The organism is Aeromicrobium sp., assembly GCF_025965075.1.
GTDB lineage: Bacteria > Actinomycetota > Actinomycetes > Propionibacteriales > Nocardioidaceae > Aeromicrobium.
Genome location: NZ_JAOPXQ010000242.1, coordinates 1 through 15777 on the forward strand (window position 1 = coordinate 1; position 15777 = coordinate 15777).

At 73.1% G+C, this 15777-nt stretch carries 19 protein-coding genes; 13 read left to right on the forward strand and 6 right to left on the reverse strand.

The window, feature by feature from the left end; translation table 11 throughout:
• Positions 1–764, reverse strand: a 764-nt coding sequence (locus tag JWQ91_RS14395; protein WP_297785540.1) for a class I SAM-dependent methyltransferase, incomplete at its 3' end; no start/stop codon positions are given.
• 160 nt (positions 765–924) lie between these two features.
• Between JWQ91_RS14395 and JWQ91_RS14400 the strand changes: the two genes are divergently transcribed.
• Genes JWQ91_RS14400 through JWQ91_RS14420 form a run of 5 tightly spaced genes read left to right on the forward strand, consistent with a single transcriptional unit; the run spans position 925 to position 6422 of the window.
• Complete coding sequence (locus JWQ91_RS14400) at positions 925–3963, forward strand: AAA family ATPase (protein WP_297785543.1); 3039 nt, start codon at positions 925–927, stop codon at positions 3961–3963.
• 56 nt (positions 3964–4019) lie between these two features.
• Positions 4020–4790 (forward strand): inositol monophosphatase, encoded by a 771-nt coding sequence (locus tag JWQ91_RS14405; protein ID WP_297785546.1) that lies wholly within the window; start codon positions 4020–4022, stop codon positions 4788–4790.
• Positions 4787–5386 (forward strand): TIGR00730 family Rossman fold protein, encoded by a 600-nt coding sequence (locus JWQ91_RS14410; protein ID WP_297785549.1) that lies wholly within the window; start codon positions 4787–4789, stop codon positions 5384–5386. The genes JWQ91_RS14405 and JWQ91_RS14410 overlap by 4 nt, the downstream gene beginning before the upstream one ends.
• Positions 5383–5790, forward strand: coding sequence for an NUDIX domain-containing protein (locus JWQ91_RS14415; protein WP_297785552.1), 408 nt, complete (start codon positions 5383–5385; stop codon positions 5788–5790). The genes JWQ91_RS14410 and JWQ91_RS14415 overlap by 4 nt, the downstream gene beginning before the upstream one ends.
• A complete protein-coding gene (locus JWQ91_RS14420) occupies positions 5787–6422 on the forward strand; it encodes an alpha/beta fold hydrolase (protein ID WP_297785555.1) in 636 nt (211 codons plus the stop codon). The genes JWQ91_RS14415 and JWQ91_RS14420 overlap by 4 nt, the downstream gene beginning before the upstream one ends.
• Here JWQ91_RS14420 and JWQ91_RS14425 read toward each other — a convergent pair.
• Positions 6409–6774: an RNA-binding S4 domain-containing protein gene (locus JWQ91_RS14425; RefSeq protein ID WP_297785558.1), complete on the reverse strand. Its 366-nt coding sequence runs from the start codon at positions 6772–6774 to the stop codon at positions 6409–6411. The two genes, JWQ91_RS14420 and JWQ91_RS14425, sit on opposite strands and share 14 nt — an antisense overlap.
• A gap of 65 nt (positions 6775–6839) precedes the next feature.
• Here JWQ91_RS14425 and JWQ91_RS14430 point away from each other — a divergent pair, with 65 nt between their 5' ends.
• Genes JWQ91_RS14430 through JWQ91_RS14445 form a run of 4 tightly spaced genes read left to right on the forward strand, consistent with a single transcriptional unit; the run spans position 6840 to position 9944 of the window.
• Positions 6840–7031, forward strand: a complete 192-nt coding sequence (locus JWQ91_RS14430) for an RNA-binding S4 domain-containing protein (protein ID WP_297785587.1) — start codon at positions 6840–6842, stop codon at positions 7029–7031.
• 1 nt (position 7032) lies between these two features.
• On the forward strand, positions 7033–8064 hold the full coding sequence (locus JWQ91_RS14435) for an LLM class flavin-dependent oxidoreductase (protein WP_297785561.1): 1032 nt from the start codon (positions 7033–7035) through the stop codon (positions 8062–8064).
• Positions 8061–9113 (forward strand): Gfo/Idh/MocA family oxidoreductase, encoded by a 1053-nt coding sequence (locus JWQ91_RS14440; protein WP_297785564.1) that lies wholly within the window; start codon positions 8061–8063, stop codon positions 9111–9113. Before JWQ91_RS14435 ends, JWQ91_RS14440 begins: the two co-directional genes overlap by 4 nt.
• A 9-nt stretch (positions 9114–9122) precedes the next feature.
• Positions 9123–9944 carry a fused MFS/spermidine synthase gene (locus JWQ91_RS14445; protein WP_297785567.1) on the forward strand — a complete coding sequence of 274 codons (822 nt, stop codon included), beginning with the start codon at positions 9123–9125 and terminating at the stop codon, positions 9942–9944.
• Between the two features lie 112 nt (positions 9945–10056).
• Here JWQ91_RS14445 and JWQ91_RS14450 read toward each other — a convergent pair whose 3' ends face one another.
• From JWQ91_RS14450 to rocD, 3 genes are all read right to left on the reverse strand, one after another.
• Entirely contained in the window at positions 10057–10191 is a 135-nt protein-coding gene (locus JWQ91_RS14450; protein ID WP_297785569.1) for a hypothetical protein, read from the reverse strand.
• On the reverse strand, positions 10145–10486 hold the full coding sequence (locus JWQ91_RS14455) for a methyltransferase domain-containing protein (protein ID WP_297785572.1): 342 nt from the start codon (positions 10484–10486) through the stop codon (positions 10145–10147). The genes JWQ91_RS14450 and JWQ91_RS14455 overlap by 47 nt, the downstream gene beginning before the upstream one ends.
• A 146-nt stretch (positions 10487–10632) precedes the next feature.
• Positions 10633–11844, reverse strand: coding sequence for an ornithine--oxo-acid transaminase (rocD, locus tag JWQ91_RS14460; protein ID WP_297785575.1), 1212 nt, complete (start codon positions 11842–11844; stop codon positions 10633–10635).
• Positions 11845–11922: 78 nt separating this feature from the next.
• Here rocD and JWQ91_RS14465 point away from each other — a divergent pair, with 78 nt between their 5' ends.
• The 4 genes from JWQ91_RS14465 to JWQ91_RS14480 are packed head-to-tail and all read left to right on the forward strand — an operon-like array spanning position 11923 to position 15629.
• Positions 11923–12450: a hypothetical protein gene (locus tag JWQ91_RS14465; RefSeq protein WP_297785578.1), complete on the forward strand. Its 528-nt coding sequence runs from the start codon at positions 11923–11925 to the stop codon at positions 12448–12450.
• 36 nt (positions 12451–12486) lie between these two features.
• Positions 12487–13173, forward strand: coding sequence for a YcnI family protein (locus tag JWQ91_RS14470; protein WP_297785580.1), 687 nt, complete (start codon positions 12487–12489; stop codon positions 13171–13173).
• Positions 13166–13687: a copper resistance CopC family protein gene (locus tag JWQ91_RS14475; RefSeq protein WP_297785582.1), complete on the forward strand. Its 522-nt coding sequence runs from the start codon at positions 13166–13168 to the stop codon at positions 13685–13687. The genes JWQ91_RS14470 and JWQ91_RS14475 overlap by 8 nt, the downstream gene beginning before the upstream one ends.
• Positions 13668–15629 carry a cytochrome c oxidase assembly protein gene (locus JWQ91_RS14480; RefSeq protein ID WP_297785585.1) on the forward strand — a complete coding sequence of 654 codons (1962 nt, stop codon included), beginning with the start codon at positions 13668–13670 and terminating at the stop codon, positions 15627–15629. Before JWQ91_RS14475 ends, JWQ91_RS14480 begins: the two co-directional genes overlap by 20 nt.
• A 34-nt stretch (positions 15630–15663) precedes the next feature.
• Here the strand turns inward: JWQ91_RS14480 and JWQ91_RS16495 are convergent.
• On the reverse strand, positions 15664–15777 hold a 114-nt coding region (locus JWQ91_RS16495), incomplete at its 5' end, for a Fe-Mn family superoxide dismutase (protein WP_366521391.1).

Genomic DNA, 15777 nt, shown 5'->3' on the forward strand with positions numbered 1-15777 from the left:
CGGGCCGGCAGGTCGGCGGCGTCGCCCACCTCGAACGTCACGCGGTCCGCCACGCCGGCCTCCTCGGCGCGGCGGCGAGCCACGACGATCGAGCCCTCGTGGTAGTCGATCCCGACGAACCGCGAGCGCGGGAAGTGCTGCGCCATGAGGATCGTCGAGGCGCCGTGCCCGCAGCCGACGTCGAGGACGTCGATGCCCTGGTCGAGCTTCTCGGTCATGCCCTCCATCGCCGGCAGCCAGCTGTCGACGAGGTTGGCGGCGTACCCCGGCCTGAAGAAGCGCTCCGTGCCCGTGAAGAGCAGTCCGTCGTGCTCGTGCCAGCCGAAGCCCTGCCCGGAGCGGAACCGGTCCTTGATCGTCGGTACGTCCCTGAGCGCCGCGAGCGCCAGCTGCATGCTGCCGGTGAAGAACGCCGGGCTGTCGGGATCGGCCAGAGCAGCCTCCTGCTCGGGGGTCATCGACCACAGGCCTGTCTCGCGGTCGTACTGGATGTAGCCGCCGGCGGCCTGGTTGGCCAGCCAGGGCGAGAGGTAGACCGGCGACGTGTCGGTGCGCTTCGCGAGCTCCTCGGTGCTGACCGGATCGCCGCCGCGCATCGCGGCATAGATGCCGAGCTCGTCGCCGATCACGACGAGGCCGGCGCTGATCGTGCCGCCCAGGTCACCGATGATGCGGCCGAGCAGCTCGTCGAGGCGATCAGGGTCGATCTCGCGGGCTTGCGTGCGGGGCTGATCGGTGGGGGACGGGTGCGACTGGGTGCTCATGGTGTTCCTTCCTGTAGGTCCTCTCTCCACGATCGGGCGGGCCCGTCGACGTACCGTCAATCGACCGTCAATGCGGGACGAACGGGACTATCGTGAAGAGATGCTTCGGCTGCGGATCGTTGACCGCATGGAGGCTGAGGTGGATGGTGCGGCGGTTGCCATGCCCCCCGGCGAGCGTGCCTGCGCCCTGATCGGCTGGCTGGCGCTGCACCCGGGTCGCCACCCCCGCCGGGAGGTCGCCGCCAGCCTGTGGCCCGAGATGCCGAACGATCGCGCGCTCGCCAACCTGCGGACGGCGTTGTGGGCGGTTCACCGCTCGTGGGGACCCGCCGCCCGCTACGTCGAGGCCACGCGCTCCGGCGTCGGGCTCGTGGCGGACGACGTCTGGGTCGACGCGCTGCAGGACGACGCGCAGGCCGACGGGCTGCTGCTGCCGGGGCTCGCGGACGAGTGGGCGGCCTCGGCACGCGACGAACGCCGCCATGCCGCCCTCGCCGCCCTTGCCGAGCGGGCAGACGCCGCCGAGCGAGCCGGCGACCTGCCCGAGGCGGTCCGGCTGACCCGCGAGCTGTGCCGGCGGTGCCCGATCGACGAGGGCGCCCACCGGTCGTTGCTGCAGCGGCTGCTGCTGACGGGCGACCGCGCCAGCGCCGTGGAGGCGTCGCGGGAGTTCGCCCGCCGGCTCGCGACCGAGCTGGGCGTACGCCCGTCGGTGCCCACCCGGGCGGTGCACGCACGGGCCCGGGCCGGGGTCGCCCGGAGCCCGCGACCGCAGCTGTTCGGGCGTGCCGACGAGGTCGCCGGCCTGACGCGTCTGTGGCACAGGGCAGCCCGCGGGGACGGTCAGGTCGTGGTGCTCGTGGGCGAGGCCGGCATTGGCAAGTCCAGCCTCGTCGCGGAGCTGACGCATCGGGTCGAGGCGTCCGGTGGCATCGTCGCCGCGACGGTGGGCGCGGATGCCGCCGCCCGGACCCCCTTCTCCGCGTGGCTCGAGCTGTGCGACGCCCTGGCGGCCTCCGTCCCGCCCGTGCCCGAGGACGCCGGCTGGCCGCGCGAGCTCAACCGGCTGTCGCCGGGTCTCGGCGGCCGGCTCGGTCACCCGGAGCCACCGACGTCCGTGACGGCTCCCGAGCTCGAACGGCTGCGGGTCTTCGAGTCGGTCCTTCGGCTCGTGGAGTGGTCCTGCGCGCACCGGCCGACGATGGTGGTCCTCGACGACGCCCACCGCGTCGACGCCGCCAGCCTGCGGCTGACCGCCCACGTCGCCCGCCGCGTCGCGGCCCTGCCGGCCCTGCTCGTCGTCGCCCACCGTGGTGGCGCCCTCCCGATGGAGCTGGCGACCCTCCTCGCCGACCTGACGGTGCGCGGCCCCGTCGTCGAGGTCCCCGTGCGCCCGCTGGACGCCCCGGCGGTGGAGGCGCTCGCGGCCTCGGTCCAGTCGCTGGGGACCGACGCGGTGCACAAGGTCGTCGCCGCCGCCGAGGGCAATCCTCTGCTGGTCGTGGCGTCGAGCCAGGCGCTGGCGCAGGGCGGTGCGGGCCCGCCGCCCAACCTGCGCTCCGCGGTGCGCGCCTCGTGCAGCCGGCTGCCCCCGGGCGGTGTGCAGCTCGTGCAGCTGTTGGCGGTGGCCGGACGCCCGCTGTCGCCGCCGGAGCTGGACCGCCTCGGGATCGACCGGATCGACGCGCTGGAGGAGGCGGCGGCCGCCGAGGGGCTGCTGGCCAGGCGCGGGGGTTCCCTGGGCTTCCGGCACGAGCTGCTCCGGGCGGCGGTCAGCGCCGAGATCGTGGACCCGGTGCGACTGCACGACCGGATCGCTGCCGCGGTCGACCCCTCACGGCACGCGGACGCGGCACACCACCTGGCCGGCGCCGGCCGGGCCGTCGAGGCGGCCGCACAGTGGGCCGTCGCGGCGGCGGACGCCCGGCAGGTGGGCGCGCTGACGGAGGCTCACGGCTTCCTGACCCGGGCGACGGATGCCGCCCCCGCCGACGGGCGGTTGTGGCTCGAGCTGCAGGAGGTCTGCGCCTGGTCAGGACGGCACGGTGAGGCGGATGCGGCGTGGGACCGCGCGGTGGAGCTCCTGCCGGTCCACGACCTGGCGGCGGCGTGGTGTCGTCGGGGGCGACAGCTCCGGGGGGTGCGCTGCGATCCCACCGCGTCGATCACGGCCTACTCCGCGGCCCACGACCTGCTGACCCGGCGGGACGACCCGCGCCTGCGTGCCGACGTCCTGCTGGGCCTCGCCTGGGGGGACGCGGTCGCGGGTGACGGCCGACGCCACGAGGAGCTGCTCGAGCGGGCCGACCGGCTGCTGCCCGGCTCGCTGGGTGCGCGGGAGGTGTCCGACGTCGTCGAGATCCGGATGCAGGGACTGATCCGACGAGGGCTCTTCGCCCGGGCGGCCGGGGTCGCACTGCGCGCGCCGCCGCACGCGGTCTCCGCGAGGTTCCCCGATCGGGCCTTCGCCGTGCTGGTCAACGCCGCGTGCGCGCTGAGCTGCGCGGGGGACCGGGACGGTGCGCTGGCACTCGCCGACCGCGCGGTCGACGCGACGGCCGACGTGCCCGCGCTCCTGGTCGGCAGCCTCGCGGCGCGGGCCCAGCTGCTGGCCCGGCTCGGCCGGCACGAGGAGGCCGCCGACACCGCGCGCCGCCAGCTGGCCCTGGCCCAGCGGCTCGACGCGCCCGGACTCGTCGCGACCACGGTGCACGACGTGGGTCTCGTGGCGCTCGCCGCCGGTCGGCACCGGGAGGCGGCGCGCCATCTCGACCGTGCGCTGGTGGACGGAGCGCAGGTGAGCCGACCGACGGCGGGCCTACGGTGCGCGGAGGCGCTCGTCCGGTCCGGGGACCCGGCGGGCGCCAGGCTCCGGCTCCGGACCGCCGTGCTGGATCCCGTGGCTCGCGCGGACCAGCCCTGGTCGCTGCTCCCGCAGATCGCGTACGTCCGGGGACTCGTGGCCGCCGCGGAGGGCGACCCGGTGGCCGCCGGCGCGCGGTTCGACGAGGCGCGGGACACCTGGCGTCGGGTGCTCGGCTCCGTCACCGACCGGACAGCAGACGGCTACCTCGCCCATCTCGTCGACCTCGGCCGGCCGCCCGTCACGGGGCTCGTCGAGCCCGAGCGGGAGCTCGACCGGATCGCGACGTCCCGCGGGGCGCTGCAGCCGGGAGCGGCGCGACCGACCCCCGTGTGACCTCGCCGCTGCCAGCCGGGGCGATCGCCCGCGCGGGGGCACGGCAGGATGACCGCATGAGCGATCTGCAGTCCGATGTCGAGCTCGCGACGCGTCTGGTGCGCGAGGCGGCGGCCCTGGCCTTCCGCATGCGCGCCGAGTCGACCCTCGACGTCCAGCGCAAGACCTCGGTGTCCGACGTCGTGACCGACGCCGATCACGCCGCCGAGGCGTTGGTCGTCGAGACCCTGCGGCGGGAGCGCCCGGACGACGGCCTGTTGGGCGAGGAGGGCACCAGCGTGGCCGGCACGTCCGGCCGGCGGTGGGTCATCGACCCGGTCGATGGCACCTACAACTTCGCGACCGGCTCGGACTACTGGTGCTCCGCGATCGCGCTGACCGACGGCGACGACCTGGTCCTGGGCGCCGTGGCGCACCACCGCGATGGCGTCCTCGTGGGCGGGCCGGACCTCCCCACGACCCTCGATGGCGGTCCCGTCGCCCGGATGGTGGACCAGCCGATCGAGCGCCTGGGCGCTGCGACGTACATCCACCCCGCCACGATCGACGACCCGGCGATCCGGACGGCCTGGCTGCGCGCCGCGGCGCTGCCGGCGACCCTCCGGATGCACGGCTCGGGGTCGATGGACCTCGTTGGCGTCGTGACGGGTCGGCTCGGTTGCTGGTTCCAGCACAGCACCCCCGACTGGGACTGGCTGCCGGGCGCGGCCCTGCTGCGGGGCGCCGGGGGCGTCGCCCGCCGGGTCGAGGTCGACGGGCTGACCTGGTCGGTGGGCGGGCCGCCCGGTGCCGTCGACGCGCTCGCGACCGCACTGGGGGACTCATGAGCAGCCTCGCCGCGATCGCGGTGTTCTGCGGCTCGAGCTTCGGGACCGATCCGGCGTACGAGGCTGCGGCGCGGCTGACGGGTCGGACGCTGGCCGAGCGGGGGATCGACGTCGTGTACGGCGGCGGGCACGTCGGCCTGATGGGGGCCGTCGCCGACGCGGCGGTCGAGGCCGGAGGCCGCGTCATCGGGGTGATCCCGCGCCAGCTCGACGACCGCGAGCTGGCCCACCACGGGCTGACCGAGCTGCACGTCGTGGAGTCGATGCACGAGCGCAAGCAGCTCATGGCCGACCTGTCCGACGCGTTCATCGCCCTGCCGGGCGGTGCCGGGACGTTGGAGGAGATCGCCGAGCAGTGGACCTGGGCGCAGCTGACGATCCACGCGAAGCCGTGCGGGTTCCTCGACGTCGCCGGGTTCTGGTCGCCGATGCGCACGATGCTCACCACGATGGTGGAGTCGGGCTTCGTCCGTGCCGAGCAGTCGGGGATCGTGTCCTTCGCGGACGACCTCGACGAGCTGCTGACGATCCTGTCGGCGCCGCCGTCGTGGACCGACAAGTGGGGCGGCACGACCGACGAGACGCCCGTCCCGTGAGCGCGCCGGTAATCCACGTGGCAGCGGCGCTGACGGTCGACGCCGACGGACGCGCGCTGATGGTGCGCAAGCACGGCACGACGGTCTTCATGCAGCCCGGCGGCAAGATCGAGCCGGGGGAGAGCCCGCTGGAGACCCTGCGCCGCGAGCTCGACGAGGAGCTGGGGCTCGTCCTCGGCCCCGAGGCGTTCACGTGGCTCGGGACGTTCGAGGAGGACGCCGCCAACGAGCCGGGGCACCGGGTGGTGGCCGAGGTCTACACCCTGACGGTCGACGCCGCGCTGCCGCTGGCGGCCGCCGAGATCGCCGAGAGCCGCTGGGTCGACCCGCACGACGTCGGGGACATCGAGGTCGCTCCGTTGAGCAGCGCGGCCCTGCTTCCCATCCTGAGACGACGACCATGAGCACGATCGACGACACCGTCACGGTGCGGACCGGCAGCGACGCCGATGCGCTGGTCCTGCTGCTGCACGGCTTCGGATCCAACGAGCAGGACCTGCCCGGCCTGGCCGCGCACCTCCCGGCGGGTCTCGCGACGGTGTCGGTGCGGGCTCCGCTGACGCTCGGCCCCGGCTCGTACGCCTGGGTGCCGATCACGGTCCCCGGCCGCCCCGATCCCGCGATCGTCGCGGCGTCGACCGAGGCGCTCCTGGCCTGGTTCGACGACCGGGTCCCGGCGGATCGCCCGGTCGTCCTGCTGGGCTTCTCACAGGGCGGGCTGATGGTCAGCCAGCTGCTGCGGGCCCGACCCGAGCGGTTCGTCGCCGCGCTCGTGCTGTCCGGGTTCGTGCTGGATGCGGACCTGCCCGGCGACGCCGCGCTCGCCGTGCGACACGTGCCGGTGTTCTTCGGCCACGGGGACGCCGACCCGGTCATCGCGCCGGACGCGACCCAGCGCGCCTCGGTGTGGCTGGCCGAGCACGCGGCCACGACCGAGCGGACGTACGCCGGGCTCGCCCACGCGATCTCGGCCGAGGAGCTCGAGGACGTCGGCGTCTTCCTGCGCGCCCACGTGCCGGGGCTCAGCGCCCCCTGAGCCGGTCCATCGCCCGGCGGTCCCGCTTGGTCGGGCGCCCGGCGCCGCGGTCACGGCGGGGCATCACCGCGACCTCCTCCTTGGGCGGGGGCGGCGGCGTGTGGTCGTCGTAGCACTGGACCGCGACCGGTGCGCCGACCCGCTTGGTGATGATCCGCGTGACGACGACGATCCGCTGGCCCCCCTCGGTCAGCGCCTCGACCCGGTCGCCGATCTTGACCTGCTGGGAGGGCTTGGCCTTGGCGCCGTTGATGCGCACGTGCCCCGCCTTGCACTCCGACGACGCGATGGACCGGGTCCGGTAGAGCCGGACCGACGACACCCACACGTCGGCGCGCGCGGTCGTGTCCATGCCTGCGAGCCTATGCTTCCCCCATGACGAACGACGACATCGAGGTCATCGAGATCACCGGCGACATGATCCGGCTCGGCCAGTTCCTGAAGTTCGCCAACTTCGCCGACTCCGGTGCCCACGCGGGCGCCATGATCGGTGACGGCGACGTGTCGGTCGACGGGGTCATCGAGACCCGCCGCGGTCGCCAGCTCGCCAAGGGCATGCTGGTCGAGGTGCGCACCGCCTCGGAGAACCACGCCGCCCGGGTCGGCTGACGTGGCCCGGCTGGAGCTCGGCCTCGACACGTTCGGCGACGTCACCGCCGGGGCCGACGGGGTCCCGCTGCCGTACGACCAGGTGATCCGCAACATCATCGAGCAGGCCGTGCTGGCCGACGAGCTGGGACTGGCGTTCTTCGGCGTGGGGGAGCACCACCGGGAGGACTTCGCGGTGACCGCGCCGGAGGTCGTCCTGGCGGCGATCGCGTCGCGCACGCAGCAGATCCATCTCGGCACCGCCGTGACGGTGCTGAGCTCGGACGACCCCATCCGGGTCTATGAGCGATTCGCGACCCTCGACGCGGTGTCCAACGGGCGCGCTGAGGTGATCCTGGGCCGTGGGTCGTTCACCGAGTCGTTCCCGTTGTTCGGCTTCGACCTCGGCCAGTACGAAGAGCTGTTCAGCGAGAAGCTCGACCTGTTCGCCGCGCTCCGCTCGGAGGGGCCGATCACGTGGGAGGGCAACCTGCGCCCGCCGTTGGTCGGGCAGGAGGTCTTCCCCAAGACGGCGTCCGGGTCGGTCACGACGTGGATCGGCGTGGGAGGCAGCCCCGAGTCGGTCATCCGGGCCGCGCGCTACGGCATCCCGCTGATGCTCGCGATCATCGGCGGGCCGCCCGCGCAGTTCGCGCCGTTCACCCAGCTCTACCGGCAGGCGCTCGAGCAGCTCGGCACGCCGCAGCTGCCCATCGGCGTCCACTCGCCGGGCCACGTCGCCGATACCGACGAGCAGGCGCGCGACGAGCTGTGGCCGCACTTCGCGGTGCAGCGCGAGCGCATCGGTCGCGAGCGGGGCTGGCCGCCGCCGACCCGCGCGGAGTTCGACGCCGGTGCCGGACCGGAGGGGGCGATCTACGTCGGCTCGCCGCGGACCGTCGCCGACAAGATCGTCCGCAACGCGCGGCTCCTGGGGCTCGACCGGTTCGACCTGAAGTTCAGCAACGGCACCCTCGCCCACGACAAGCTGATGCGCAGCATCGAGCTCTACGGCCGCGAGGTCGCTCCACTGGTGCACGAGGCACTCGCATGACCTTCCCCACCGCGCTGCCGACTCCGCGCACGCCCGACTCGATGGACGCGCCGGTGCTGCGGTGGGCGATCCTCGGGCCCGGCTGGATCGCCGAGCAGCTCGTCGCGTCCCTGCAGGCGCACACCCGCCAGGAGATCGTGGCGGTCGGCTCCCGGTCCCTCGACCGGGCGCAGGCGTTCGCCCGCCGCCACGGCATCGCTACCGCCGTGGGCAGCTATGAGACGCTGGTGGCCCTCGACGATGTCGACATCGTGTACGTCGCGACGCCCCACCCCTCGCACCTGCCGCACGCGCTCCTGGCGATGGACGCGGGCAAGCACGTGCTGGTCGAGAAGCCCATCGCGCTCAGCGCCGACGAGGCCCGGCAGATCGCGGCCAAGGCGGCGGAGACCGGGCTGTTCTGCGCCGAGGCGCTGTGGACGCTGTTCCTGCCCAAGTGGGACGTGCTGCGGCAGGTCCTGGACGGCGGGCTGATCGGCGAGCTGCGGTCGGTGCACACGATCTACGGCGAGCACTTCACCGACGACCACCGGATCTTCGACGCGACGCTGGCGGGAGGCCCGCTGCTGGACCTCGGGACGTACCCCCTGGCGTACGCGACCTCCCTGCTCGGCCCGGCGACGACGGTCGCCGCCGCCGGCGTGCCCGACCCGCGCGGCGTCAATGGCCAGCTCGGCGCGACAATGGTGCACGGCGACACGATGTCGGTCATCGCCACGACGCTCCACGGCTGGCCGCGCAACGAGATCACGATCATCGGCAGCGACGGCGTCCTGACGGTCGAGGCCCTGCACAACTCGCCGGGCCCGCTGACCGTGACGTCCGCGGACCGGAGCGTGACCCTGACCTACGACGAGCCGCACGGCGACCAGGTCGACGGGCTGCACTTCCAGGCCGCCGAGGCCGCGCGTCGGATCGCGGCCGGGGAGACCCAGACGCCGATCCGGCCGCTGAGCGCGTCGATCGTCTCGCTGGAGGCCTCCGACGAGATCCGGCGTCAGGTGGGGATCTCGTTCGCCAAGGCCGGGCTGGTCGAGGAGTCGCACTAGAGTGACGGCGTGCCAGAGCCGGAACGTCACATCGAGATCGTGCCCGACCGTGATCGACCCTCGGCGTACACCGTCAAGATCGACGGCACCGACCAGTCGTACGTCGACCTGGACGATCCCCGCCGGCTCGAGTTCGACTACGTGCAGCGGATCGCCGACGTCATCGACGCGTACGGCGAGCCGGGGGCGCCGCACCGCTTCGTCCACGTCGGAGGAGCGGCGCTGACCCTGCCGCGCTACATCGCGGCGACCCGGCCCCGGTCCGCGCAGGTCGTGCTGGAGCCCGACGCGCAGGTCACCGCGATGGTGCGCGAACAGCTGCCGCTGCCGCGGCACAGCGGTATCAAGGTGCGCCCCGTCGACGGGCGCAGCGGGATCGCGGCGCTGCGGGACGACTTCGCCGAGGTCGTCGTGGTGGACGCGTTCGACGGCGCGCGGATCCCCGCCGAGCTCGGCACGGTGGAGTTCTTCGCCGACCTGGCGCGGGTCGTGGTGCCGGAGGGACTCGTGCTGCTCAACCTCGCCGACAAGGCGCCGTTCCCGTACGTCCGCCGGGTCGTCCGTGGCGTGTGCGACTCATTCGCGCAGATCATGATCAGTGCCGAGCCGGCAACGCTGAAGGGCCGGCGGTTCGGCAACGTCCTGGTCGTGGCGTCGCAGCTGCCGCTGCCCTGGGAGTCGCTGGCCCGCCGGGCCGCGAGCTCCCCGTTCCCCTACCGGGTCATGCCCTATCGCGACGTCGTGGAGAAGCTCGCCGCCAGGACGCCCTTCACCGACGCCGACAGCGAGCGCTCGCCCGCCCCACCCGGAGGCGCCACCTTCTTCAGCTGATCCCACCCCAAGATCTCGCGTGGTGGATCCGCGAGTGGCGGAAGATGAAGAAAATGAGACGGCGGGTCGTCCAGATGTGCGCCACTCGGGGGCGTGTTTGCGCCACTCGCGGTCAGTCGAGCGTACGTCCGAGGGCGTGGCGGACGCCCTGGCGCAGGGACGGGACGCCGTCGAGCAACGCGTCGGCGCGGGCGAGCCGGTCAGGACGAGCCTCCTCGGGCTCGTACGTCGGCTCGGCGGCGTTCATCAGCGTGACGGGCGACCTGCGGGAGGTCGGCCGTGAGCTCGTCCGTCAGGGCGACCATCGCGGGGGAGATGTCGCAGGCGCGGACCGATCCGTCCGTCCCGACGACCTCGGCGAGCGGCAGCGTCAGCGCGCCGCGCCCGCAGCCGAGCTCGATGACCTGCTCACCCGGGTGGGGATCAAGCGGCCCGACCAGGTGACGTGCGATCGGCCCGAAGAAGTCCACGCCGACCTGGTCGTACGTCGGTGCGACCGCGTCGAACCGTCCGGCGACCTGCGCGATCCGGTCCTGCGTCATCCTCGGACCATCGACCCGGTCGACGAGACCGGTCAACCATCCCGGCACCGCGAGTGGCGCAAACCCGTCCGCGAGTGGCGCAGATCTGGACGACACGCCGTCCCGTTTTCTTCATCTTGCGCCACTCGCGGATCCTCGCGCGGTGGTCAGGCGTTGAGGGACTCCGCAAGGGCGTCGACGGCCTGATCGATCTCTTCCTTCGTGATCACCAGGGGCGGAGCGAAGCGGAGCGTACGCTCGTGCGTCTCCTTGCACAGCACACCGCGGTCACGCAGGGCCATGGACACCTCGCGCCCGGTCCTGGCCCGCGGGTCGATGTCGACGCCGGCCCACAGGCCACGTCCCCGGACCGAGGCGACGCCCTTGCCGACGAGCTCGTCGAGGCGGCCGTGCAGGTAGCGACCGAGCTCCTGCGAGCGGGTCTGGAACTCGCCCGTCGCGAGCAGCTCGACGACGGCCCGCCCCACGGCGCACGCGACGGGGTAGCCGCCGAACGTCGACCCGTGCTGGCCCGGCTTGAGGACGCCGAGCACGTCAGCGCGCCCCACCACGGCCGAGACCGGGATGATCCCGCCGCCGAGGGCCTTGCCGAGCGTGTAGAGGTCGGCCCGCACGTCGTCGTGGTCGAGGGCGAACAGCTTGCCGGTGCGGGCGAGGCCCGACTGGATCTCGTCGGCGACCAGCAGGACGTTGTTGTCGTCGCACAGCTGGCGGACACCGGCGAAGAAGCCGGCCGGGGGCACGATGACGCCGGCCTCGCCCTGGATCGGCTCCATCAGGATCGCGGCGGTGTTGGGGGTGATCGCGTCGCTGATCGCCTGCAGGTCGCCGTAGGGGACCGTGACGAAGCCCGGGGTGAACGGTCCGTAGTTGTCGTGCGCGGCGGGGTCGTCGGAGAACGACACGATCGTCGTGGTGCGGCCGTGGAAGTTGCCGGCGGCGACGATGATCTCGGCGCTGTCGAACGCGACGCCCTTGACCTCGTAGGCCCACTTGCGCGAGACCTTGATCGCCGACTCGACGGCCTCGGCGCCGGTGTTCATCGTCAGGACCATCTCGGTCTGGGTCAGCTCGGCCAGCTCGCGGCAGAACGCGCCGAACTGGTCGTTGTGGAACGCCCGGGAGGTCAGCGTCAGGCGGTCGAGCTGATCGCGGGCGGCCTCGACGAGCGCCGGGTGGCGGTGCCCGAAGTTGAGGGCGGAGTACCCGGACAGGAAGTCCAGGTATCGGTTGCCGTCGACGTCGGTGACCCACGCGCCCTCCGCCTCGGAGATGACCACCGGCAGCGGGTGGTAGTTGTGCGCGCCCCATTCCTCGTCGAGCTTGATGAAGGAAGAGGTCAGTCCGTGATCAGCCATGCGGCCACGGTACAAGCCCACGCAGGTCAGGCACGATCCCGTGGCATCGCAGCGGCGACCGCTCGATACCCTGAGGGCGTGCCTGCCTCGGATCCCGCGTACGCCCTGCGTCCGCTCGACGGGCCCGTCAGGCTCATCCGGTCCCTGGCCGCCGCCCTCGTGTGCGTCGCTGCCGCCGCCATCGGTCACCACACGGCGGGTGGCCCGCTGCCGGCCACCGCGGTGCTGGCCGTGCTCGCCGGCGCCACCGCGATCGCGTGGCTGCTCGCCGCACGTCGGGTGACACCCGGCCAGCTCGTGGGCCTGCTGGTGCTGTGCCAGGTCGGCGTGCACCTGGGGACCTCGACGGGCGAGATGGCGATGGGGCTCGGCATGCTCGCCGGCCATCTGCTGGCCACGGTCGCGAGCGCCGTCGTGCTGGCCCGCGGCGAGGCGTTCGTCTGGCACCTCGCCGAGCGGCTCGGCCTGCGGCTCGCCCCGCTGCATCTCGCGCCGACGGTGCTGCCGAGCACGCGCGGGCCCGTCATGTCCCGCGCGCCCCGCTCACTGCGAAACGTACGTCTGGCGCACTCGCGCGTGCTGAGAGGTCCGCCGGCGGAGGCCTGATCCCGCCGCACACCTCTCTCACCAGAAAGCCCCCCCATGACACGCACCACCGCGCGGCTCTCCGCTGCGTTCCTGACCGCTGCCCTCGTGGCCGTCGCCGCTCCTGCCTCCGCCCACGTCGGGGTGTCGACGACCGACGCCGCCCAGGGCGGCTACGGCAAGGCGGTCTTCAGGGTTCCCAACGAGTCCGACCAGGCCGCCACGACCAAGGTCGTGGTGACGCTGCCGGCCGACCAGCCGTTCGCGTTCGCCACCGCCGGGGCCAAGCCGGGCTGGACCGTCAAGGTCCGCAAGGCGACGCTGGACAAGCCCACCAAGGTCGGCGACTTCGACCTGACCGAGGCGGTCCGCACGATCACCTGGACCGCGGACGGGGCGGGGATCCCGGTCGGCCAGTTCGACGAGTTCGCCCTGTCCGGCGGACCGTTCCCGAGCGCCGACGACATCACGTTCACCGCCGAGCAGACGTACGACGACGGCACGACGGTGGCGTGGGACCAGCCGCAGACGGGGGACGAGGAGCCCGAGCACCCGGCACCCGTCCTGGCCCTCGCCGAGGCGACGGCCGGTGGCCACGGCACCACCGAGGCCGGCGCGCACGCGGAGGCGGAGACGACCGGCGCCGACGACTCCGAGCTGGGCGTCTGGCTCGGCGGCGGCGCCCTCGCGGTGGCTCTGGCGGCGCTGGTTGTGGCCCTGCGGGAGAATCGACGACGTGCGTAACCTCCTGCTCCGCGGAGGGCTCCTGGCCCTCGTCGCGCTCGTCCTCGGGATGGGACCGGCCGGCGCCCACGCGGCGCTCGTCGGCTCCGATCCCGAGGACGGCGCCACCCTCGCGACGGCACCCCGGGCGGTGACCCTGACCTTCAGCGAGAACGTCGGCAACGGCCAGCTCGTGGCGACCGCGCCCGACGGCTCCACGGTCGACGTCAGTGGCGCCCGGGCGAGCGACCGCACCCTCACCGCGACGCTCGACGACGTCGACCAGCGGGGGACGTTCACGCTGGCGTACCGGGTCCTGTCGGCGGACGGGCACCCCGTGTCCGGCACGATCAGGTACGACGTCACGTCCGGCCGGGCCGTCGACCAGTCCGCCGACCAGGCCGCCGAGCCGAAGTCGGAGACCTTCATCCACCGTCACAGCGGCCACCTGTTCTGGGGCATCCTCGCGGCTGCCGTCGCGATCGCCCTGCTGCTCTTCCCCCTGAGGAGGCACGATGACGCAGACCGTGCGTGACACCCTGGTCGGCCTGATCGTCGCGGGGCTGGCCCTGATGACGTTCCTGGTCGTGGGCGGCGGCTCCTACGCGCAGGCCCCCATCGGCATCGCGGATCCCGGCCCGTTCGTCGGCTGGGCGCTGCCGTTCACCAAGCTCCTGACCGACGCCTCGGCGATCCTCGTGGTCGGCTTCCTGCTCGCCGCGGCGTTCCTGCTGCCGTCGACCGAGGACGAGGTGCAGGGGCTGTCGGTCCAGGCGATCCGGATCGCGTCGCGCTGGGCGTCGGTGTGGGCCGTGGCGAGCGTCGCCTACTTCTTCCTCAAGCTCTCCGGCGACATCTTCGGGCGCCCGCTCACCCAGATGTCGTGGGCGTACGTCAGCGCCTACGCCGGCACGGCGGAAGGACGCGCGATCCTGCTGCAGGCCCTCGGTGCCCTGCTCGTCGCGATCGCGACCCGGTTCGCGCTCAGCGTGCGCTCGATCGCCGCGATCCTGGGCCTGACCCTTGCGACCCTCGGCCCGATCGCGCTGACGGGTCACTCGGCCGGGTCCGGCTCGCACGACCTGGCGACCACGAGCCTCTACCTCCACCTGACCGGTGCGACGCTGTGGGTCGGCGGGCTGGCTGCCCTCGCCTGGGTCGCGATCCGCGGGAGCAAACGGCTCGAGCCCGCCGTGGCGCGCTACTCGACGCTCGCGATATGGGCGTTCGTCATCGTCGGGGTCTCCGGGGCCGTCAACGCCGCGGTGCGCCTCGAGACGGTCGGCGACCTGGTCGGCACGTCGTACGGTCGGCTGGTCCTGGCCAAGCTCGCGGCACTGGTCGTGCTGGGGATCTTCGGCGTGCGGCAGCGCCGGCGCATCGTGGCGGCCGGCAGCGGCTTCCTGCGACTCGCGGTGACCGAGGTGTTCATCATGGCGGCGGCCGTCGGCCTCGCCGTCGCCCTGTCCCGCACCCCCACCCCGGTGGGGGAGAACGTCCTGACCTCGCCCGTCGAGGAGCTCCTGGGCGGGCCCCTGCCGGCGGCCCCGACGGTCCTGCGCCTGGCGTTCGGCTGGTCCGGCAACGGCGTGGGCCTGGCGATCGTGGGGCTCGGCACGGCGTTCTACCTGCGCGGCGTGTGGGCGATGCACCGCCGCGGCGCAGCGTGGCCCCTCGGACGTACGCTCTCCTGGCTGGCCGGCATGGCTGCGATCGCGTGGGCGACGTTCGGCGGCCTGGGGGAGTACTCCCACGTCCTGTTCAGCGCCCACATGGCCTCGCACATGCTGCTGTCGATGGTTGCGCCGATCTTCCTGGCCCTCGGTGCGCCGATGACGCTGGCGCTGCGCACGCTGCCCGGACCGCGCCGGCCCGGCGAGGTGTCGCCCCGAGCGATGCTGCTGGGCCTGCTCAACTCACGGTTCAGCAAGATCGTGACCCACCCGCTGGTCGGCCCGGTCCTGTTCGTCGGCAGCCTCTATGGGCTGTACTTCTCCGGCCTGTTCGAGACCCTGATGGGCAACCACTGGGGCCACGCCGTCATGGAGGTCCACTTCCTGGCCGTCGGCACGCTGTTCTACTACGTCATCATCGGCGTCGACCCGTCCCCGCGGGCGCTGCAGCCGATCGCCCGGTTCGGGGTGCTGCTCGTGACGCTGCCGTTCCACGCGTTCTTCGCCGTGGCGCTGATGGCGTCCAACACGGTCTATGCCCTCGACTACTGGAAGGCGCTCGACCGGCCCTACCGGACCGACCTGCTGGCCGACCAGTACCTCGGCGGCGGGATGGCCTGGGCTATGGGGGAGATCCCCCTGGTCCTGGTGATGATCGCGATCCTGTCGCAGTGGTTCCGCTCCGACACGCGGGAGGCAAGGCGCTTCGACCGCAACGAGGACCGCAACGAGGACGCGGCGCTCGAGGCGTACAACGCCCGCCTGCGCGACCTGGCCGAGCACGGCAGACGGCGGGATCCCTGAGCTCAGGGATCCCGCCGTCGTACCGGTGGTCGGATCAGAAGATGATCTGGCCGCCGGAGGTTGCTGCGGTGAAGCGCTCCTGGGCGTCGGCCCAGTTGACGATGTTCCACCACGCCTTGACGTAGTCGCCCTTGACGTTGAGGTAGTC